The 21,033-nt window shown below is 70.3% G+C and carries 18 protein-coding genes; 17 read left to right on the forward strand and 1 reads right to left on the reverse strand.

Annotated elements, in window-relative coordinates; genetic code table 11:
• The first annotated feature begins 113 nt into the window (after positions 1-113).
• Positions 114-2,285, forward strand: a complete 2,172-nt coding sequence (locus VT85_RS01045) for a leucine-rich repeat domain-containing protein (RefSeq protein ID WP_068409403.1) — start codon at positions 114-116, stop codon at positions 2,283-2,285.
• A gap of 20 nt (positions 2,286-2,305) precedes the next feature.
• Here the strand turns inward: VT85_RS01045 and VT85_RS01050 are convergent, their stop codons facing one another.
• Positions 2,306-3,016: a GDSL-type esterase/lipase family protein gene (locus VT85_RS01050; protein WP_068409405.1), complete on the reverse strand. Its 711-nt coding sequence runs from the start codon at positions 3,014-3,016 to the stop codon at positions 2,306-2,308.
• A gap of 269 nt (positions 3,017-3,285) precedes the next feature.
• Here VT85_RS01050 and VT85_RS01055 point away from each other — a divergent pair, with 269 nt between their 5' ends.
• From VT85_RS01055 to rplP, 16 genes are all read left to right on the forward strand, one after another.
• Positions 3,286-3,594, forward strand: a complete 309-nt coding sequence (locus tag VT85_RS01055; RefSeq protein ID WP_068409406.1) for a hypothetical protein — start codon at positions 3,286-3,288, stop codon at positions 3,592-3,594.
• A gap of 210 nt (positions 3,595-3,804) precedes the next feature.
• Positions 3,805-6,645 (forward strand): cation-translocating P-type ATPase, encoded by a 2,841-nt coding sequence (locus VT85_RS01060; RefSeq protein WP_068409408.1) that lies wholly within the window; start codon positions 3,805-3,807, stop codon positions 6,643-6,645.
• Positions 6,646-6,687: 42 nt separating this feature from the next.
• On the forward strand, positions 6,688-7,869 hold the full coding sequence (locus VT85_RS01065; RefSeq protein WP_082858897.1) for a serine hydrolase domain-containing protein: 1,182 nt from the start codon (positions 6,688-6,690) through the stop codon (positions 7,867-7,869).
• A gap of 139 nt (positions 7,870-8,008) precedes the next feature.
• Positions 8,009-10,285, forward strand: coding sequence for a PSD1 and planctomycete cytochrome C domain-containing protein (locus tag VT85_RS01070; RefSeq protein WP_068409410.1), 2,277 nt, complete (start codon positions 8,009-8,011; stop codon positions 10,283-10,285).
• A 20-nt stretch (positions 10,286-10,305) separates the two neighbouring features.
• Entirely contained in the window at positions 10,306-11,736 is a 1,431-nt protein-coding gene (locus VT85_RS01075; RefSeq protein ID WP_068409412.1) for a DUF1501 domain-containing protein, read from the forward strand.
• A 148-nt stretch (positions 11,737-11,884) separates the two neighbouring features.
• Positions 11,885-13,765, forward strand: a complete 1,881-nt coding sequence (asnB, locus tag VT85_RS01080) for an asparagine synthase (glutamine-hydrolyzing) (protein WP_068409414.1) — start codon at positions 11,885-11,887, stop codon at positions 13,763-13,765.
• Positions 13,766-13,777: 12 nt separating this feature from the next.
• Positions 13,778-14,497: a metallophosphoesterase family protein gene (locus tag VT85_RS01085; protein WP_068409416.1), complete on the forward strand. Its 720-nt coding sequence runs from the start codon at positions 13,778-13,780 to the stop codon at positions 14,495-14,497.
• Between the two features lie 1,152 nt (positions 14,498-15,649).
• Positions 15,650-15,982, forward strand: a complete 333-nt coding sequence (gene rpsJ, locus VT85_RS01090) for a 30S ribosomal protein S10 (RefSeq protein ID WP_015244106.1) — start codon at positions 15,650-15,652, stop codon at positions 15,980-15,982.
• A 315-nt stretch (positions 15,983-16,297) separates the two neighbouring features.
• On the forward strand, positions 16,298-16,930 hold the full coding sequence (gene rplC, locus VT85_RS01095; protein ID WP_068409418.1) for a 50S ribosomal protein L3: 633 nt from the start codon (positions 16,298-16,300) through the stop codon (positions 16,928-16,930).
• Between the two features lie 38 nt (positions 16,931-16,968).
• Positions 16,969-17,697 (forward strand): 50S ribosomal protein L4, encoded by a 729-nt coding sequence (rplD, locus tag VT85_RS01100; protein ID WP_068409420.1) that lies wholly within the window; start codon positions 16,969-16,971, stop codon positions 17,695-17,697.
• Positions 17,698-17,701: 4 nt separating this feature from the next.
• Entirely contained in the window at positions 17,702-18,028 is a 327-nt protein-coding gene (gene rplW, locus VT85_RS01105) for a 50S ribosomal protein L23 (protein ID WP_068409421.1), read from the forward strand.
• Positions 18,029-18,137: 109 nt separating this feature from the next.
• Positions 18,138-18,995, forward strand: a complete 858-nt coding sequence (gene rplB, locus VT85_RS01110; RefSeq protein WP_068409423.1) for a 50S ribosomal protein L2 — start codon at positions 18,138-18,140, stop codon at positions 18,993-18,995.
• 93 nt (positions 18,996-19,088) lie between these two features.
• Positions 19,089-19,370: a 30S ribosomal protein S19 gene (rpsS, locus tag VT85_RS01115; protein ID WP_068409425.1), complete on the forward strand. Its 282-nt coding sequence runs from the start codon at positions 19,089-19,091 to the stop codon at positions 19,368-19,370.
• Between the two features lie 142 nt (positions 19,371-19,512).
• Positions 19,513-19,875 (forward strand): 50S ribosomal protein L22, encoded by a 363-nt coding sequence (gene rplV, locus VT85_RS01120; protein WP_068409427.1) that lies wholly within the window; start codon positions 19,513-19,515, stop codon positions 19,873-19,875.
• Positions 19,876-19,966: 91 nt separating this feature from the next.
• On the forward strand, positions 19,967-20,668 hold the full coding sequence (gene rpsC / locus VT85_RS01125) for a 30S ribosomal protein S3 (protein ID WP_068409429.1): 702 nt from the start codon (positions 19,967-19,969) through the stop codon (positions 20,666-20,668).
• Positions 20,607-21,026, forward strand: a complete 420-nt coding sequence (gene rplP / locus VT85_RS01130) for a 50S ribosomal protein L16 (RefSeq protein ID WP_068409431.1) — start codon at positions 20,607-20,609, stop codon at positions 21,024-21,026. Before rpsC ends, rplP begins: the two co-directional genes overlap by 62 nt.
• Positions 21,027-21,033: the final 7 nt, after the last annotated feature.

Consider the following 21,033-nt stretch of genomic DNA (forward strand, 5'->3'; position numbering starts at 1 on the left):
GGGGGCCGTCGCCGGCTCGTTGTGGGAGGATCGGCGGCGGGCTAGACTTTTGAATGCCTGCGTGGCGCCCCGCGGTCGATGCGGTGGGCTCAAATCCCGGTCGGGAGCTCGTGATGCGCAAGTCGACTCGAATCTCGGTGGTGGGTCTCGTCCTGGCGGCGTCGGCCGCCGTCTCGGCGTCGGGCGAGGCCGTCCTCGCGCGGACGCTCCAGAAGCCGGCCTCGGGAGCCGGGGCGTCCGCGTCGTCGGCCGCTGCGGGGCCGCGATCGGCGGTGGCGTTCGGCTTCGGCGGCAAGGTCAAGGCCGGCGAGGAGGGGTTCGTCCCCGGCTTCGAGTCGTACAAGCTCCGGTTCGGCCCGGGAGACTGGGCCGGGGCCCGGATCATCATCACGTCCGCCTGGGGCGACCGGAAGCCGGAACGGCTCTGGAACTGGCCCGACGGCCTCGCCGTCAAGGCCACCGACGCCCTCTCCGACAAGGACGGTTTCTACTTCATCTATTCGCTGGAGACGGCCGACCTGGCCGACTGGGTCGGCGCGGTCTTCCATTACACCCTTCGCGACGGTCGGAGGGGGGTCGCCACCGCTCTGTTCCCCTACGGCGGCGACCCCGGGATTCCCAAGGAGACCGTCGCGGCCCTCGGCCTCGACGGCAGGCTGGGCCCGAACGACGAGGGCTACCTCCCCGACTTCGATTCGTACCGGCTCCGGTTCGGGCCCGGCGACTGGGCGGGGACGCGGATCGACGTCGGCATGACCTGGGGCGAGGGGACGGACGGCAAGGACCACTGGGGATGGCCGGACAAGGCCGAGACCCGCACGTCGGAAGTCCGCCGCGATTCCCGGGGGTCTTACTTCATCTACTCGCTGAGCAAGGCCGGGCACTCGCGGTGGGTCGCCTCCCTCTTCCGATTCATCAAGAAGGACGGCCGCAACGGCGTCGCGGAGGCGGTCTTCTCGTACTCGGGGGCCCTCCCCCCGCCGAGGCCGACCGGTCAGCCGCGCGACTATCCGACCGCCCCCGCCGCGACGGCCCGGAAAACGGCGAAGGCGACGCCCCGGATGCTGGCGGCAGCCCGCCCGACGAACGCCGACCTGAAGTATCTCGGAGGGATCGTCGACGCGCTCCGGGGGATGGACCTTGAGGACCTCGCCGAGATGGACGCCCTGGACCTGAACGACAGGCCGATCGACGACGCCGGGATGGTCCACCTGAGGGGCCTGAAGGGGCTGCGGAAGCTCTCGCTGCGGGGGACGCAGGTCGGCGACGCCGGCCTGGAGAACCTCGCGGGGCTCGCGGGCCTCCGGGAACTCGACCTGATCGGCACGCGGACGACCGACGCCGGGCTCGCGACCATCGGCCGCCTCGCCGGGCTGACCCACCTCAACATCGACCAGACGCTGGTGACCGATGCTGGGTTTCGGTCGCTGCGGGGCCTGAAGAACCTGGAAGTGCTCACGTTCGCGACGACCGACGTCGGCGACGCCGGGCTCGCGGTCCTGGAGGCGCTGCCGAGGCTCCGCGTCCTCAACCTGGGCAAGGACCCCGCCTTCGCGAGCGAGAAGATCACCGCGGCCGGGCTGGCGCATCTCAGGAAGCTGCCGAAGCTCGACAATGTGGTCCTGTCGTACGTCCCGCTGGGGGACGAGGGGCTCGCGGCGCTGGCAGGGGCGCCCAGCCTCGCCCTGCTGGACATCTCGTCGACCAACGTGACGGACGCCGGGATGGCCCACCTGGCGAAGATGCCCGAACTCGCCCAGCTCCACCTCGACAACACGCCCGTGACCGCCGCCGGGCTCGCCCATCTGAAGGAGATCCCCAAGCTCAAGTATCTCTTCCTCGGCTACACCGACCTCGGCGACGCGGCGATGGCCCAGCTCGTCCCGCTCAAGAACCTGGAGGTCCTCTCGGTCGTCAAGGGGAACGTCACCGACGCCGGCCTCGCCCATCTGCGGGGGCTGACGCGGCTGGACCGCCTCTCCCTCCCGGACAACCAGATCACGGGGGCCGGCGTGGCGAACCTCCGGGGCCTGACCCGGCTGTATCAGCTCAACCTCTACTACAACAAGCTGGACGACGCCTCGCTCGCCGTCTTCAAGTCGCTCCCGGAACTCCAGCAGCTCTACATCTCCGGCGAGAAGATCACCGACGCCGGCCTCGTCCACCTCAAGGCCTTGCCCAAGCTCCGATACCTCAGCATCTCCTGGACCAAGGCCACCCAGGCCGGCATCGACGACCTCCGTAAGAGCCTCCCGGAAGTCCGGATCGACCACGGTGACTTCTGAGTCCCCCGGCTGGCTGCAACTCAGCGCCCGAGGAACGGCCGCACGCGTTCGGCGAGGAGCTTGTAGCCTTCCGGGGAGAAGTGGAGTTTGTCCTCGACGAACAGCTCGGGGCGGGCGCGACCGTCGTCGTCGACGGTGAACTCGTCCGCGTCGACGAAGCCGACGCGGGGCATGCCGAGGGCCGCCTCGCGGATCAGCCGGTTCATCTCGCGGCCCTTGTCCACCTCGCCCCAGCGGGCGGGCGCCGGGCTGAGGCCGATGTAGAGGATCTCGGTCTCGGGGAGCCGGGCGTGAATCACGCGGACGAACTCCACGAAGTCGGCCGCGACCTCGCCCGGGAGCCTCCCGGCGTGGATGTCGTTGCCCCCGGCCCGCAGCAGGATCTGCTTGGGCTCGTGGGGGAAGATCAGGCGGTCCGCGAAGTAGGTGGAATCGACGATCTCGGAGCCGCCGAACCCCCGGTTGACGACCTTGTGGTCCGGGAAGTCCTCGGCCAGCGTCTTCCAGAGCCGGATGGTCGAGGAGCCGACGAACAGGACGCCCCCCTTCTCGGGCGGGGCCTGGCGATCGGCGGCCTCGATCGCGGCGATCTCCTTCTCCCACCGGGCGTAGTCGTGCCGGGCGGCGGGCGCTCCCCCCACCGGCTCCTGGCCGCGAAGGCCGGACGGCGGGAAGCTCGCCAGCAGGAGGCAGGCGAAGATCGAGGCGATCGACGATTTCGGCGTTCTCACGGTCCGGTCCTCGGTCGGGCCAGGTCCCCCGCGGCTTCCAGGCGCCGGCGCGCCTCAGGAGGCGGAGTGGGTCCATCCTACAAGGCTCGGTTCCGGTCGCAAGGGGCCCGATGATCCAGGCCGGGCCGGCCGGGCGAGACGACCGCCGTTTTCGAGGACGCCACGGTTCAGGGGTTCCTGCGCCCGCGGGCTTCCGGCATCATGAATCCCCAGGGGGCTCCCACCACGTCGAGTCGGGAGCCGGGGACGGGCGCGATCGGGAGGTCGTCATGGTGAGCGGCGGTGAGAACGAGCATCTGACCGGGGACCTGAAATCCAGCGCGGGGGACGTCGTCGCCCCGGGGCTGGCGGTCGAGATCGACAAGCTGGGGGGGATCCACGTCGCCGTGTTCCGGCTGGCGAAGGGGGCCGTCGGCGAGAACGAGGGGCTGTTCCTCAGCGTCCCGGGCGGTCGCGAGATCGAACTCTACATCCTCCCCGGCGGGGTCCAGTACGACGGGACCGTGCGCGCGGCCGTCGTCCAGGACAGCGGCCAGCCCGCCTACGGGCTGGGGTTGGAACCCTCCTCGTTCGACTGATCCCCGCGACGTATCCGGGGCCAGGGCGAGGCGTGGCCTGGGCGGCGGCGTTATAGTGGTGAGGAGTCGGCCGCGCCCGGGGAGTCCGGGCCGCGAACGCCATCGATTGGGGCGATTCGCGGTGCGCCGGCGAATCGCGATAGAAGGCCAGCCGCAAAGGACGCCGGGCGGAACTCCGCGAGTCCCCGCGGCCGTGAAGGATGAAGATTGATGAATGTCCCAATAGACGAGCCCGACCCTTCAGGATCGTACCAGCAGTCGGTGGACGCCGTCGTCGCCGCGCTCCGAACCGACCTGCGACGCGGGCTCGACCGCCAGGAGGCGGAGGCGCGACTGGAGCGTTACGGCCGCAACGAGCTGACGGCCGAGGACCCCGAGCCGGGCTGGAAGCGGTTCCTGGCCCAGTTCTCCGACGTCCTGGTGATCCTGCTGCTGATCGCCACGGCGATCTCGGCGGCGCTCTGGCTCTATGAGCGGGACACGGCGCTCCCCTACGAGGCGCTGGCCATCTTCGGCGTGGTGCTGCTCAACGCCGTCATGGGCTACGTGCAGGAGTCGCGGGCCGAGGCGGCGGTGGCGGCGCTCCGGGCGATGTCGGCGGTCGAGGCGACGGCGATCCGCGACGGCCGCCAGCGGCGGATCTCGGCCGAGGAGCTGGTCCCCGGCGATCTGATCGTCATCGAGGAAGGGGACACGATCCCGGCCGACGGCCGCCTCACCCGGTCCACCTCCCTGCACATGGCCGAGGCGGCCCTCACGGGCGAGAGCGTGCCCGTCTCCAAGGAGACCGAGGCCCTTTCCGAAGAGGCCGAGCTGGGCGACCGCCGCAACATGGTCTACAGCGGCACGGCGGCGGCCTACGGCCGGGGCGCGGCGGTGGTCACGGCGACCGGCATGCGGACCGAGATGGGCCGCATCGCCGAGATGCTCAAGGCCGAACCCCAGGAGATGACGCCCCTCCAGGTGGAGCTGAACGGCGTCGGCAAGCTGCTGGGGGTGATCGTCGTCGCCATCGCGGTGATCATGATCGGGACGATCTTCGTGGTCGAGGAGGTGCAGGGCGTCTCCGCCTTCTTCGACGTCCTGATCCTGGGCGTGGCGCTGGCCGTCGCGGCGGTCCCCGAGGGCCTGCCGGCCGTGGTGACGGCCGTCCTGGCGCTGGGGGTGCAGCGGATGGCCACGCGCAAGGCCATCGTCCGCCGGCTGGCGGCCGTCGAGACCCTGGGATCGGCGACCGTCGTCGCCTCCGACAAGACCGGCACCCTGACCCGCAACGAGATGACCGCCCGCGTGGTCGCCACCGCGGCCGGCCGGGTGGACTTCGGCGGCACCGGCTACGAGCCCGCCGGCGCCCTCGACTTCAGCGCCGCCGGGAGCCAGGGCGACGGGGCGCTCCGCGAGGAGTTCCGCCGCGTGGTCTCCGCCGCCTCCCGGGCCAGCAACGCCGTGGTGCAGGAGCGGGAAGGGCGCTGGACGGTCCAGGGCGACCCGACCGAGGCGGCCCTGATCGTCGCCGCTCGCAAGGCGGGCCTGGATGACGAGTCGCTCGACGCCCGGTTCCCCCGGGTCGGCGAGGTGCCGTTCTCGTCCGAGCGCAAGCTGATGTCGACGGTCCACACCGACTCCGAGCAGCCCGAGCGCCTCGTCGTCTTCACCAAGGGGGCGCCCGACATCCTCCTGTCGCGCTGCACCCGCGAGCTGACGGCCGAAGGGGTCCGGCCGCTGACGCCCGAGCGTCGCGCCGAGCTTCTGAAGGTCAACGAGGGCCTCGCCCGCAAGGCCCTGCGCGTGCTGGGGATCGCCCTCCGCGAGCTTCCCACCGACGCGCCCGAGCGGCACTCGGTGGACGAGAAGGTGGAGCGCGACCTCGACTTCCTGGGCCTGATCGGCATCATCGACCCCCCCCGCCAGGAGGCGAGGCAGGCCGTGGAGCGGGCCCGAGGCGCGGGCATCCGGCCGATCATGATCACCGGCGACCACCCGATCACCGCGTCGGTCATCGCGACCGAGCTGGGCATCGCCGCCGACGACCGCGTCGTGACCGGCTCCGACCTGCAAGAGCTTTCCGACGAGGCCCTGGCCCGGACCGTCCGCGAGGTCTCGGTCTACGCCCGCGTCAACCCGGAGCACAAGCTCCGCATCGTCAAGGCCCTCCAGGCCAACGGCGGGACCGTGGCGATGACCGGCGACGGCGTCAACGACGCCCCGGCGCTGAAGGCCGCCGACATCGGCGTGGCGATGGGGATCTCCGGCACCGACGTCTCCAAGGAGGCCGCCGACGTCGTCCTCACCGACGACAACTTCGCCACCATCGTCTCGGCGGTCGAGGAAGGCCGGGCCATCTTCGAGAACATCCGCAAGTTCCTCCGCTACCTGATCTCGTCGAACATCGGCGAGGTCCTGACCATGTTCTTCGGCGTGCTCCTGTCCAAGCCGATCGGGCTGCACGCCGAGGAAGGGTCCGCCGTGGTGCTGCCGCTGCTGGCCACCCAGCTCCTCTGGATCAACCTGGTCACCGACGGCGCCCCCGCCCTGGCGCTGGGGGTGGACCCCGCCGATCCGGGCGTGATGGACCGCCCCCCCCGGCCCCGGAACCAGGGCGTCATCACCCGTCGCATGTGGGTGGGCATCGGCCTGGTCGGCTCCGTGATGGCGGTCGGCACCCTGCTGGTCATCGACGCCTGCCTCCCCGGCGGCCTGATCGAAGGCACCGGCGACATGCACTACGCCCAGACCATGGCCTTCACGACCCTGATGATGTACCAGCTCTTCAACGTGTTCAACGCCCGCTCCGACGACGAGTCCGCCTTCCACGGCCTCTTCCGGAACCCCTGGCTCTGGGGCGCGGTCGGCCTCTCGCTGCTCCTCCAGGTGGCCGTGGTCTACGTCCCGTTCCTCCAGGTCGCGTTCTCGACCACCGCGCTGAGCCTGAACGACTGGCTCGTCTGCACGGCGGTCGCCAGCTCCGTCCTCTGGCTCTGCGAACTCGGCAAGGCCGCCCTCCGCGCCTGGCGGCGACGCGCCGCCGCCACGCCCGCGCCGGCCCCCTGATCGGATCATCGACCCTCGCCCCCTTGGGACGCCATGAGCTTGATGCCGAACCTCTTGAACCCTCGCCGTCTCCCGCCCCTTTCGGCCCTTGCGATCGGGGCCGCCTGGCTCTCGGTCGCGCTCGCCTCGGCCTCGCGAGGCGAGGACGCGCCGAAGGTCGCGCCGCAACTCCGGCCGTTCGTCGACTCCGGCGCGCTCGCCGGCGCCGTGACGCTCGTGGCGTCCCCCGAGCGGGTCCTCTCCCTGGAGGCGGTCGGCTGGTCCGACGTGGCGGCGCGGACGCCGATGGCGACCGACGCCGTCTTCTGGATCGCCTCCCAGTCCAAGCCGATGACCGCCGCGGCGCTGATGATCCTCGTCGACGAGGGGAAGGTGGACGTCGACGCCCCGGTGGCGACGTACCTGCCGGAGTTCGGGGACGCGTGGGTCGCCGTCGAGCGCGACGATCGGCATGTGCTGTTGAAGCGGCCCGGACGCCCCGTCCTGGTCCGCGACGTCCTCTCCCACACGAGCGGCCTGCCGTTCCGCTCGCCGATCGAGACGCCGACGCTCGACGTCCTCCCGCTGGCGTCGCGAGTCCGAAGCTACGCGACGCTCCCCCTGCTCTTCGAGCCGGGGTCGAAGTCGCTGTACTCGAACGCGGGGATCAACGTCGCCGGGCGGATCATCGAGGTCGTGAGCGGCTCGCCCTACGAGACGTTCCTCCGGGAGCGGCTCTTCCAGCCCCTAGGGATGGTCGACGCGACGTTCCGCCCCGAGGGCTCGCGGCTCGCCCGCGTGCCGAAGGCGTACAAGCCGGGCGGGAAGGGCCTCGAAGCCACCCCCATCGACCAGCTGAAATACCCGCTCGACGCCCCCGACCGCGAGCCGATGCCCGCCGGCGGCCTCTTCGCGACGGCCGACGACGTCTCGCGGTTCTACCGGATGCTGGCGAACGATGGCGTCTTCGAAGGCCGGCGCATCCTCTCCGAACCGGCCGTGCGGATGATGACCTCGGACCAGTCCGGCGACGCCCGCTCCTCTTACGGCTTCGGCCTGGCCGTGGACGGCGCGGGCTTCGGCCACGGCGGGGCTTACGGCACCCACTCGTCGTACGACCGCGAACGCCGGCTGATCACCGTCTTCCTCGTCCAGCACGCCGCCTGGGGCCCGGGGGGCGATCGCATCCTGCCCACCTTCCAGCAGGCCGCCCGCGACCTCTTCGGCTCCCGGCCGCAGCCCTGAACGCGGCGGCCGTTTGTTGAATTTTAGTTGCACGGGTCGGCCGTCGCGCGTATCGTTCAGGGGCCTCGACGGGCTACCTCATCGACCTTCGGCGCGATCGACCATGGGACAATGGGCTGGACATCTCGGAGCGGCCTGGTTGCTGGCCGCGACGGCCTGGGCCGGCGTCGGCCTGGCGGACGAGCCGGCGCCGCGGGAGGAGGCCGAGGCGTTCTTCGAACGCTCGGTCCGGCCCCTCCTCGTCGAGCGCTGCCTCTCCTGCCACGGCGGGCCGGCGAAGTCGGGCGACGGCAAGGTCAAGGTCCGGGGCGGGCTCGACCTCACCTCGCGAGCGAAGATCCTCGAGGGCGGGGACAGCGGGCCGGCGATCGAGCCGGGGAACGTCGAGGACAGCCTGCTCGTCCGCGCGATCCGCTATCACGACGAGCCCCGGATGCCCCCCGACCGCCGGCTCGACGACGGCGAGATCCGCGCCCTGAGCCGCTGGATCGAGCAAGGCGCGGCCTGGCCCGGGGCGGCCGACGACGAGAACGAGGTCCCCACGCCCGCCGCCGCGTCCCCCGGGATCGACCTGGAGTCCGGCCGGTCGCACTGGGCGTTCCGGCCCCTGGCCGACCCGCCGGTCCCGGAGGTGCGCGACCGCGCCTGGCCGGCCTCGCCGATCGACCGCTTCGTGCTGGAGAAGCTGGAAGCCCAGGGGCGGTCGCCCGCGCCCGCGGCGAGCCGTCGGGCCTTCATCCGCCGCGCCTCGTTCGACCTCGTCGGCCTCCCCCCGACCCCGGAGGAGGTGGACGCCTTCGAGGCCGACCCCGCGGGCGACGCCGACGCCGTCGCCCGGCTGGTCGACCGGCTCCTCGCCTCCCCCCGATACGGCGAGCGCTGGGGGCGCGTCTGGCTCGACCTGGTGCGCTACGCCGACACCGCCGGGGAGACGGCCGACTATCCCGTGCCCGAGGCGTATCGCTACCGCGATTACGTCATCGACGCCTTCAACGCCGACCTCCCCTACGACCGCTTTTTGGCCGAGCAGATCGCCGGCGACCTGCTGGCCCCGGCCGGGCCCCCCGAACGGGCCCGCGCGGCGGTGATCGCGACCGGGTTCCTCGCCGTCTCCCGACGGTTCGGATTCGACCCCCAGAACTACCACCACCTGACGATCGAGGACACGATCGACGCCCTGGGCAAGTCGGTCCTCGGCCTGACGATCGCCTGCGCCCGCTGCCACGACCACAAGTTCGACCCGATCGCCCAGGCCGACTATTACGCCCTCTACGGCGTCTTCGAGAGCACCCGCTATCCCTTCCCCGGCGGCGAGGAGACGAAGCGGCCCCGCGATTTCGTCTCGGTCCCCGTCGCGGATGGCTCGGCCTCCGAGGCCGTCGAGCTGGCCTACGCCGTCGCCGAGTCCCCCACGCCGGCCGACTCCCGCATCCAGCGCCGGGGCGACCCGAAGAACCTGGGGCCGGCCGTCCCTCGCGGCTTCCCGGAAGTCCTCGTCGGTCGCGACGCCCCCCCCATCGGCTCGGGGAGCGGCCGGCGCGAGCTGGCGGCCTGGCTGACCGACCGCTCCAACCCGCTGACCTACCGGGTGCTGGTCAACCGTGTCTGGCAGCACCACTTCGGCCGGGGGATCGTCGCCTCGGCCAGCAACTTCGGCGTGAAGGGGAGCCCCCCCTCGCACCCCGAGCTGCTCGACTGGCTGGCCTCCCGGTTCATCGAGGACGGCTTCTCCATCAAGGCCCTCCATCGCCGCATCCTCCTCTCGGCCGCCTACCGGACCGCCTCGACGGCCGGACCGGCGAGCGCCTCGGAAGCGGAGGCCGACCCCGAGAACGTCCGGCTGGGCCGCTTCAATCGCCGACGGCTTGACGCCGAGGAGATCCGCGACGCCCTCCTGTTCGTCTCGGGCGGGCTCGACTCCGGCCGAGGGGGGCCGCATCCGTTCCCGCCCGTCGAGCAGTGGGGGTTCACGCAGCATTCGCCTTTCCTGGCGGTCTATCCCAGCGACCGCCGGAGCGTCTACCTGATGACCCAGCGCCTCCGGCGGCACCCGTTCCTGGCCCTCTTCGACGGGGCCGACCCCAACTCCAGCACCGAGGCCCGGAACGCGACGACGGTCCCCACCCAGTCCCTCTTCTTCCTGAACGACCCGCTCGTGCACCAGGCCGCCGAAGGGCTCGCCGACCGCCTGCTCGCCGCGAGCGACGACCCCTCGGCGCGGATCGACCGGGCCTTCCGCCTCGTCCTGGGCCGCCCCGCCTCGGCCGTCGAGATCGACCGGATGCGAGCCCACCTCGACGAGTGCCGCGAAGACCTGGCCGCCGTCGGCGAGCCGCCCGATACGCTCGAACGCCGCACCTGGGCGAGCCTGGCGCGCATCCTCTTCGGGACCAACGAATTCCTCTACGTCGATTGAATCGAGGGCGAGCCCGGACCATGAGCGACCGACCGACCGGCGTCTCCCGGCGCGACCTGATCCGCTCCACGGCCGGGCTGGGCTGCGGCTCGCTCTGGCTCTCCGGAATCCTCGCCGACCTCTCGGCCGCCGAGGCCGGGACGGCGAAGGGGACCGCCCCCGACGACCCCCTGGCGGCTCGCGCCCCCCACTTCCCCGCCCGGGCGAAGCGGGTGATCATGCTTTACATGACCGGAGGTGTCTCCCACGTCGACTCGTTCGACCCCAAGCCCCGGCTCTTCGCCGACCACGGCAAGAGCATCGAGATCGACGAGTGGCAGGGGAAGCGCGGGAAGTACGCTCGCTTCCTGAAGCGGCCGGACTGGACGTTCGCGAAGCACGGCGAGAGCGGCATCGAGGTCAGCTCGCTGTTCCCGGAGATGGCCGGCTGCGTGGACGACCTCTGCGTGATCCGGTCGATGAAGTCGGACCACACGAACCACTACGAGGCGACGTTGCAGGCCCACACCGGGTCGATCACCTTCGCCCGGCCGAGCGTCGGCGCGTGGGTGAGTTACGGCCTGGGGACGTTCAACCGCAACCTGCCGTCGTTCGTGGTGATCGCCCCCCATTCGCCCTACGCCGGCGAGCAGGCCTGGGGGGCGGACTTCCTCCCCGGCTGCCACCAGGGGACGCGGGTCGTCCCCGGCCCCGAGCCGATCGCCGACCTCCATCGCCGGCTCCGCTCCGCCTCGCTCCAGGAACGCGAGATCGCCCGGATCCAGGGGCTGAACCGCGACCACCTGGCGGCCCGGGGCGACGACCCCGGCCTGGCCGCGCGGATCCGGTCGTTCGAGACCGCGTTCGGGATGCAGCACGAGGCCCCCGAGGCCTTCGACGTCTCGCGGGAGTCCGACGCCACCCTCCGGCTGTACGGCCTGGAGCGGGGATCGACCGAGGGGTTCGCCTGGCAATGCCTGGTCGCCCGCCGGCTCTGCGAGCGGGGCGTCCGGTTCATCGAGCTGGTCGACACCGGGGCCTCGAACAACTGGGACGCCCACGGCGACATGCAGACCCACGCCCCGCTCGCCCGCAACGTCGACCGCCCCATCGCCGGCCTGATCCGCGACCTCAAGGGGCGCGGGCTGCTGGAGGACACCCTGGTCGTCTGGACCACCGAGTTCGGCCGCACCCCCTATCATGAGTCGGCCGACGCGAAGGGGCGGGAGCACCACCACTGGGCCTTCTCCACCTGGCTGGCCGGCGGCGGCGTGAAGGCGGGCCACGTCCACGGCGCGACCGACGACCACGGCATCCACGTCGCCGAGGACGGCGTGCACGTCCACGACCTCCACGCCACGATCCTCCACCTCCTCGGCCTCGACCACACCCGCCTCACCTTCCGCCACGCCGGCCGCGACTTCCGCCTCACCGACGTCAAGGGGAACGTCGTCAAGCCGCTCCTGGCCTGAGCGCGCCGGGGGGCGGGCGTGGCGATCGGCCCTCGCCCGACCCGTTCGTCCCTCCGACCGGCTGCGCCTTCCCCGACGCCGAACGATTGCGGTACGCTGAACCGGCGACGAGGGGGATCGAAACCAGGGCGGAAAGGGCGGCGGCGCGATGTGTGGGATCGCCGGATTCGTGAACGGCGGAGATCGGGCGGCGGATCGCTCGGTGGTCGAGGCCATGACCGCCGTCCTCGCCCATCGCGGGCCCGACGGCGACGGCGTGCATGTCGCGGGGCCCGTCGCCCTGGGGCACCGGCGGCTGTCCATCATCGACGTCGAAGGGGGCGCCCAGCCGCTCGCCAACGAGGACGGCTCGGTCTGGATCGTCTACAACGGCGAGCTTTACAACGAGCCCGAGCTGCGACCGGGCCTGGAAGCGAAGGGCCACCGCTACCGGACCCATTGCGACACCGAGACCTACGTCCATCTGTATGAGGAGGACGGCGAGGCCTTCGTCGAGCGGCTCAACGGCATGTTCGCCCTGGCGATCTGGGACGGTCCCCGCCGTCGGTTGATCCTGGCCCGCGACCGCATGGGCCAGAAGCCGCTGTACTACGCCGAGCTTCCCGGCGGCGGACTGGCGTTCGGCTCCGAGCCCAAGGCCCTGCTGAAACACCCCGAGGTCCCCCGCGCGCTCGACCCCGACGGCCTGGCCCGCTACCTCTTCTACGAGTACGTCCCGGCCCCGTACTCGATCTGGCAGGGCGTCCGCAAGCTGCCGCGCGGGCATGTGTTGATCTGGGAGGGAGGCCGCGTCCGGGTCTCCCGGTTCTTCCCCAAAGGCCACCCGCGCGACCCGAGCCCGCCGCCGTTCGAGGAGGCGGCCGAGCGGTTCTGGGGCTCGTTCCGCGACTCCGTGGCCCGCCACCGCCGCTCCGACGTGCCGCTGGGCGTCTTCCTCTCCGGGGGCGTCGACTCGTCCAGCGTCGCCGCGGCGCTCTGCGAGGTCGAGCCCGCCGCGACCGTCCACACCTTCTCCATCGGCTTCGAGGACCCCAGCTTCGACGAGAGCGCCCACGCCCGGGCCGTCGCCGAATTCCTGGGGACCGACCACCACGAGCGGACCTTCTCCGTCGACCAGGTCCTCGAACTGCTGCCCCAGGTCGCCGCCTGGCTCGACGAGCCGTTCGGCGACGCCTCGGTCCTCCCCACGCACCTCCTCAGCCGGTTCGCCCGCGAGCACGTCGCCGTGGCCCTCGGCGGCGACGGGGCCGACGAGCTGATCGCCGGCTACCCCACCTTCGAAGCCGAACGCGCCGCCAGGATCTATCGCGGCCTCCCCCGCCCCGCCCGCGCCCTGGCCGAGGCCGCCGTCGGCCGCTTGCCCGTCGACCATCGCAACTTCAGCTTCGACTTCAAGCTCAAGCAGTTCCTCCGGGGCGCCGCCGAAGCCCCCCCCCTGGCCCACCAGCGCTGGCTGGGCTCGTTCTCCGGCCCCGAGCTGGCCCGGCTGCTCGTCGCCGACGGTCTCGACGTCGAGGCCGAGCACGCCTCGCTCGCCGCCCGGATCGCCGCCGAGGACCCCGGCGACCCGCTCGACCGCTCGCTGGAGCTCTACCAGGAGACCTACCTCCCCGAAGACATCCTGACCAAGGTCGACCGCGCGAGCATGGCCTGCGGCCTGGAAGTCCGCGCCCCGTTCCTGGACGCCCGCCTGGTCGACGAGGTCCGGTCCCTGCCTTCGTCCTACAAGTACGGCAAGGGGACCACCAAGCGGCTCCTCAAGCGGGCCGCCGCGTCCCGACTCCCCGAAGCGATCCTCAAACGCCCCAAGAAAGGCTTCGGCATCCCCGTCGCCCGATGGCTCCGGGGCCCGCTCGCCCCCCTGCTCCACCGACTCCTCGCCCCCGACCGCCTGCGGGCCCAGGGCCTCTTCCGCCCCGAGGAAGTCGCCCGCCGCGTCGCCGAGCACCAGGCCGGCGCCCGAGACCACCGCAAACCCCTCTGGACGCTCCTGATGTTCCAGTTGTGGCATGAACAATGGCTTGAGTGAACAGGAATTAGGATGAGGATCCTCGTCGTCTCCGACCTCCACGCCAACCGCGCGGCGCTCGCCGCGATCGACGAACCCCACGACGTCTGCTTCTGTCTGGGGGACCTCGTCGATTACGGCCCCGAGCCGTCGGCCTGCGTGCGCTGGGCCATGACCCACGCCGACCACGCCGTCCGGGGCAACCACGACCACGGCGTGGCCCAGGGCGTCCCGGTCACCGGCGACCTCGGCTTCCGCTACCTGACCCGCGTCACCCGGCCCGACATGTGGGAGGCCCTGGCCCCCGACGAACGCAAATACCTCCTCCAACTCCCCGTCACCTGCCGCGTCACCCTGGACGACGTCCGCTACCTCCTCGTCCACGCCACCCCCCGCGACCCCCTCGACGAATACCTCCTCCGCGACGAGGCCGGCTGGGCCCGCCGCCTCGAAAACGTCGACGCCGACGTCGTCTGCGTGGGCCACTCCCACATGCAGTTCAAGCTCAAGGTCGGCGATAAGCTCGTCGTCAACCCCGGCAGCGTCGGCATCTCCCGCGACGGCGACCCCCGCGCCGCCTACGCCGTCATCGAGGACGGCCGGGTCGAACTCAAGCGCGTTCCCTACCCCATCGAGGAAGTCGTCGCCGCCACCCAATCCACCCCCTGGCCCGACCGCGCCAAGGCCATGCTCACCCACGTGTTCCGCAACGGACGCCTCCCCCCCCCGCCGAGCGACCCCACGCACCTATAGCCGCTGACCCACGAGAAGCCGTACCACCCCGGCCGGTTTCAGAGAGCCTGGCCAGCGAACCCGCGACCCAAAATTGGCTTCGTTTGACACCGGACATGAGACCGTAAGACGTCGTAATTCCTGTGGATTCGGAATGTTATGTCGATCTCAATTGGCTCCGTTCGGCCGATATGGCGTTAACGACCTGCGCCCAGAGCGTAAGATAGGCTTCGTTCGAGCCAGCCTCGAATCAAAGAAATTCGACGCAAGGTTAATCGCAGTGTCGGTTTACATCGAAAAGGCGTGGCAGGAAATTGGGTTCGTTCGGCCGCATTGCATGAAGTCGAGGGAGAAGAGGAGAGACCTCGCTGCGAAAATCCAAGGAAAAAAATGAGCCGTCCGCGAGGGAGCGGGGACCCGCTCTCCAACGTGGGTTCAGGAGTGGCTGCTGGACTTTCCGGCGCGATCGGCGCAAGCGGAAATTCCGGCGCAAGCTGTTTTTGGAGAGTTGGTTACAACGTCGACAGATAAGCCGACCGGCCTTGCGCCGGGCCGAGATCCCGGCTCCCGTCGCGACGCCGAGAGCCCCGAAGGACGGGCCCCGACGCGGGGATCGGGCGTCGGAAAGCAAGCAGGCCCCTGGAGTTCGGAGCGGGATTCGATTATCATCTCGCCAGCGGACCTTCCGCGTTCGATTCCGATCGAATCGCCAGAGAGCTTCGAGGCGCAGCGCCCCCTAAGTGGGACATTGCACCGCGATCGCCCATTGCGGCGAAACCGGCTCGAGGATTCGTCGCTTGCGACGACGCCGTCCAATCCGGATCATCCCTCGCCGCCGAGGACGACCGACCCGTGAAGGGTGCAGTCGGCTCGACGTCGCGGCCGATACCGGGAGGGCGACGACGACGTCGCGAGAAATCGGGTCGGTCGACCAGCGTTGAATCGCGGATTCAAGGCGGCTGCGCCGTCGTCAAGACCGCGTGGATCGAAGCGAGGGGCCGAAGGCCGTCGCCGTTCGGGTCGCGCGGAAGATTCCGTGAAAAAACGGCATGGGGAATGGTTGACGGGTCCTGAGGGTGGCGATACACTCTTACTTTCCTACGTGATAGGCCAGTTAGGTGAGACCGGCTCACCTCGGATCGGCTGGGTTTCGGGCGGAAGGACGTGACTGCGGTGGCGGGTATCAGCAACGAGCGGATTCGGATCCGGATGGAAGCCTACGATCACACCATCCTGGATCAGTCGGCCAAGGACATCGTCGACACGGCCAAGCGGACCGAAGCCATCGTGCACGGGCCGATCCCCCTGCCGACCCGGATCGAACGGTACACCGTGCTCCGCAGCCCGCACATCGATAAGAAGTCGCGGGAGCAGTTCGAGATCCGGACCCACAAGCGGCTGATCGATATCGTCCAGCCCACCAATAAGACGATCGACGCCCTGAACAAACTGAGCCTGCCCGCGGGCGTGGACATCAAGATCAAGGCTTCGCCCTCGGGCGCCTGATCGCCGGATAACAGCTATCGCCTTGAAGACGCCCGACGCCGACCTCCCCCGGTCGTCGCAACGGGCCGAAGACTTCCTGGACCGCGTACGACTGGTACGTGCACGTCCGGATGCGTCGGACGCCTCAATCGGCCCAGGCCGAGAGACAGCCCCGACGCCGGGATCGCCGAAAAGCCTGGCCGCGATCCTCCGTCGAAGTCCGCCACCCACCCAGGTTGATTGGAACACGCCTCGCCGCGAGGCCCGCCGGGCGTCCCGGCCCCCCGGGGCTCGGCCGGCGGAAGCGCCGCCACCGGTTGTACACGGAGTTCGACGATGCGAGTGGGACTGCTGGGACGGAAGATCGGAATGACCCAGATCTTCCAGGAGGACGGCACCGCCGTCCCGATCACGGTTCTGGAGTGCGGGCCCTGCACCGTGCTGCAGGTCCGCACCGACGAAGTCGACGGCTACCACGCGGTCCAGCTCGGTTTCGACGACAAGAAGCGGAAGAACGCCACCCAGGCGGAGCGAGGCCACGCCAAGAAGGTGGAGGCCGAGCCCAAGCGTTACGTCAAGGAGATCCGCCAGGCCGAGGCGGTCGACGTGGCGGCCGGGACCACCCTGACGGTCGAGGTCTTCGGCGACGTGAAGAACGTCGACGTGACCGGCGTCAGCAAGGGTCGCGGCTTCTCCGGCGTCATGAAGCGTCACGGCTTCCGCGGCCTCCGGGCCACGCACGGCGTCAAGCGGATGCACCGCCATCCCGGCTCCTCCGGTCCCAGCGCCGACCCGTCGCGGACCCGCAAGGGCATCCGCAAGCCGGGCCAGTTCGGCAACGCCCAGGTGACCGTGCGGAACCTGGAAATCGTCCGGGTGGACCCGACCAACAACCTCTTGCTGCTCCGCGGCGCCGTCCCCGGCCCCAACGGCGGCTACCTGACCGTCCGTCAGACCAACAAGGGCTGAGCCGGGTTCGCGGACCCTCGGAGATGGATACGACCGCCATGCTGACGATCCCTGTTTACAACCCCGACGGCGCCAAGGTGGGTGAGGAGTCGATCGACCCCGCCGACTTCGGCGGGGCCGTCAACAAGCAGCTCCTTCACGACGTGGTCCTGATGCACCTGGCCGCCCGCCGGGTCGGGACCGTGAACACCCGAGGCCGGTCGGACGTCGCCGGCTCGAAGAAGAAGCTGTTCCGCCAGAAGGGGACGGGCAACGCCCGGGCCGGTTCCAAGCGGACCAACAAGCGGAAGGGCGGCGGCGTCGCCTTCGCCCGCCGCAACCGCGACTACCGCTACAGCATCCCCAAGAAGGCCGTCCGCACGGCCATCCGGATGGCCCTGCTGTCCAAGTTCCAGGACAACCAGGTCCTGGTGCTCGACGGCCTGAGCCTCGACAAGCCCCAGACCCGGACGGTCGCCAAGGCCCTCAAGGCGATCCGCCGGCCCGACATCACCGAGGCCGAGGCCGCCGAGGTCGTGGGCGAGACCAAGGCCCAGGCCGTGCGTCGGACCCTCGACGGCCGGTCGATCCTGCTGGGCCTGCCGGCCGCCGACCCGGTCCTCTACCGCAGCGCCCGCAACATCGAGGGCGTGACGGTGGCCCCGGTCGCCGAATTCAACACCTACGACGTGCTCAAGCAGCGATACCTGGTCCTGACGCGCGAGGCGCTCACGACCCTGATCGAGCGCGTGAAGTCCCAGCCGGCGCGTCGCGCCGTGGAGGCCTGATTCCATGGTCACGCTCCGCCGAGCCCCCGCATACTCCCGCAAGGGACCGGCCCTCGACCCCCACCAGGTGGTCGTCCGGCCGCTGATCACCGAGAAGGCGACCCACCTTTCGGAGCGGCACAACGCCTACACGTTCGAGGTCAACCCCCTGGTGGGCAAGACCGAGATCAAGGCGGCCGTCGAGGTCCTCTTCAACGTGAAGGTCCGCGACGTCCGCATCCAGAACCGCAAGGGCAAGCTCCGCCGGGTCAAGCTCCAGCAGGGCCGCACCCGGAGCTGGAAGAAGGCGATCGTCGCCCTCCACGACGACTATCGGATCGACTTCTATTGATCGTATGAGGATGGGTCGCGGCGGGCCCCGCGCCCGCCCCCCGGGACCGAACACCGAGACGTGAAGGGACGGGCGCAGCCGGCCGGGCCGCCCGCAGAGGAATCCAGCGATGGGCATCCGCTACTACAAGCCGACCAGTCCGGGCCGCCGCAACGCGTCGGTCAGCGACTTCTCGGAGCTGACGGATAAGAACAAGAAGCCGGAGAAGTCACTCACCGAGCCGCTCAAGAAGACCGGCGGGCGGAACAACCAGGGCTTCATCACGGCCCGGCACCGCGGCGGCGGCCACAAGCGGATGTACCGGATCATCGACTTCCGGCGCAACGACCGCGACGGCCAGGTCGCCCAGGTGACCCACATCGAATACGACCCCAACCGGTCGGCCCGGATCGCCCTCATCGTCTATCCCGACGGTGCCAAGCGGTACATCGTGGCCCCCGAGGGGTTGAAGGCGGGGATGGCCGTCAACTCCGGGCCCGACGCCGAGCCCAAGGTGGGCAACTGCCTGCCGCTGAGCAAGATCCCCACCGGGCACTCGATCCACAACATCGAGATGCAGCCCGGCGGCGGGGCCAAGCTCTGCCGCTCGGCCGGGGTGTCGGCGACGCTGACCGCCCGCGAGGGGACCTGGGCCCAGATCACGCTGCCGTCGGGCGAGGTCCGCCGGATCCCGGCCACCTGCCGGGCGACGATCGGCGTGGTCGGCAACTCCGACCACATGAACATCCGCCTGGGCAAGGCGGGTCGCAAGCGGTGGCTGGGGCGTCGTCCCCACGTCCGCGGCATGGCGATGAACCCGGTCGACCACCCGATGGGCGGCGGCGAGGGGCGGTCGAAGGGCCACACCCCGCAGTCGCCGACCGGCGTTCTGGCGAAGGGGGGCAAGACCCGTCGCCGCCGCAAGCCGTCGAACAAGGCGATCATCCGCCGCCGTACGAGCGTCCGCTACGGTCAGCTCAAGGTCTGAATCCCGAACTGAGCCGAGCGCCGTCGCGGAGCCGGCCCGACCCCGCGACGGCTCCTCCGTCCTGGTCATCGAATATCAAGGGAAGCTTCATTCATGGGACGTTCGCTCAAGAAAGGCCCGTACGTCGTCGAGCGGCTGCTGGAGAAGGCCGCCAAGGCCGACGCCATGGGCGCCCGCGAGCCGATCAAGACCTGGGCCCGGGCCTGCACCATCGTGCCCGAATTCATCGGCAAGAACTTCGCGATCCACAACGGCAAGAACTTCATCAAGCTGTACGTGACCGAGGACATGGTCGGTCACAAGTTCGGCGAGTTCGCGCCGACGCGGACGTTCCGGAGCCACGGCGGCAAGTCCGCGAAGGGCGCGAGGAAGTAAGTCGACGCAAGGGAAGCGGGCGGCGGCCGCCGCCGCGAGATCAACCGAAACGAGACGCCCGGGGACGAGCGGCCCGTCGCGACGGCCCGAGGCGACGGGGCCCGGCCCCGGCCCCCCGCGGACATAACACGAGACTCCGGTCATGAGCACCATCGCCGAATACACGGCCAGCCACCGATTCGCCCGCATCTCGGTGCGGAAGGTCCGGCCCCTGCTGGACCTGATCCGCGGCAAGTACGCCGACGACGCGCTCGACATCCTGAAGTACATGCCCCACCGGGGCGCCCGGCTGGTCGAGCGGGTGCTCAGGAGCGCCATGGCCAACGCCGAGGACCGCGGGGTCCGCAACGTCGGCGACCTGGTGGTCACGGACGCCCGGGGCGACGGCGGCCCGATGTTCAAGCGGCTGATGCCCCGGGCTCGGGGCATGGCCTACCTGATCCGCCGCCGCAGCAGCCACATCGCGATCGGGCTGGAGGATTTCAGCCGGACCGACGAGGCCTGACGCACCCCCCGGCCGGGCGCTTCGCCCGCCGAGGACGAGAGGACGAGAGGACGAAGAGATGCGCTATCCACAAGCCGGGGGACGCTGAGCGATGGGCCAGAAGGTTCGACCGACCGGGTTCCGCGTGGGCGTGATGGAGGACTGGCGGAGCCGCTGGTACGCCTCCAAGCACGAGTTCGCCGACCTCTTGGTCGAGGATTTCAAGATCCGGAAGTTCATCAAGAACAAGTACGGATTCGCCGGCATCCCCAAGATCGAGATCGAGCGGACGCGAGACGCCGTGACGGTGCTCCTGTCGACCGCCCGCCCGGGCGTGGTGATCGGCCGCAAGGGGGCCGAGGTCGAGAAGCTCCAGGAGGAGCTGCAGAACCTCACCGGCCGCCGGATCGAGATCAAGATCGTCGAGGTCCCCCGACCCGAGATCGACGCCCAGCTGATCAGCGAGGACATCGCCGAGCAGCTCCAGAAGCGTTCGAGCTTCCGGCGGACGATCAAGCGGGCGCTTGAGCAGACGATGGACGGCGGCGCCAGGGGCGTCAAGGTCCAGCTCTCCGGGCGGCTGGGCGGGGCCGAGATGTCGCGGACCGAGGCGGCGGCCAAGGGGTCCGTCCCCCTGAGCACCCTCCGGGCCAAGATCGACTACGGTTTCGCCGAGGCCAAGACCGCGCAGGGCCACATCGGCGTCAAGGTATGGGTCAACCAGGGCGACTATTTGAAGATGGAGGCTGGCGATGGCGCTGATGCCCAAGCGGGTCAAGTATCGAAAAAGCCAAAAAGGCCGCGTAAAAGGTAACGCCACCCGCGGCAACTACGTCGCGTTCGGCGAGTACGGGCTGCAGACCCTCGAGCCCGGGCGGATCAGCGCCCAGACCATCGAGGCCGGCCGCGTGGTCGCCAGCCAGGCGGTCAAGGGGGGCGGCAAGCTCTACATCCGGATCTTCCCGCACAAGAGCGTGACCGCGATCCCGGCCGAGACCCGAATGGGCAAGGGCAAGGGCGAAGTCGAGTTCTGGGCCGCGGTGGTGAAGCCGGGGACGATCCTCTACGAGATCGGCGGGCTGTCCGAGGACGCCGCCCGGGCCGCGTTCAACCGCGTGTCCCACAAGTTGCCCGTCGCCTGCCGCTTCGTGACCCGCCGGCCGACGGTCTGACCGGGTC

The sequence above is a fragment of the Planctomyces sp. SH-PL62 genome (assembly GCF_001610895.1).
In the GTDB taxonomy this organism is placed as follows: domain Bacteria; phylum Planctomycetota; class Planctomycetia; order Isosphaerales; family Isosphaeraceae; genus Paludisphaera.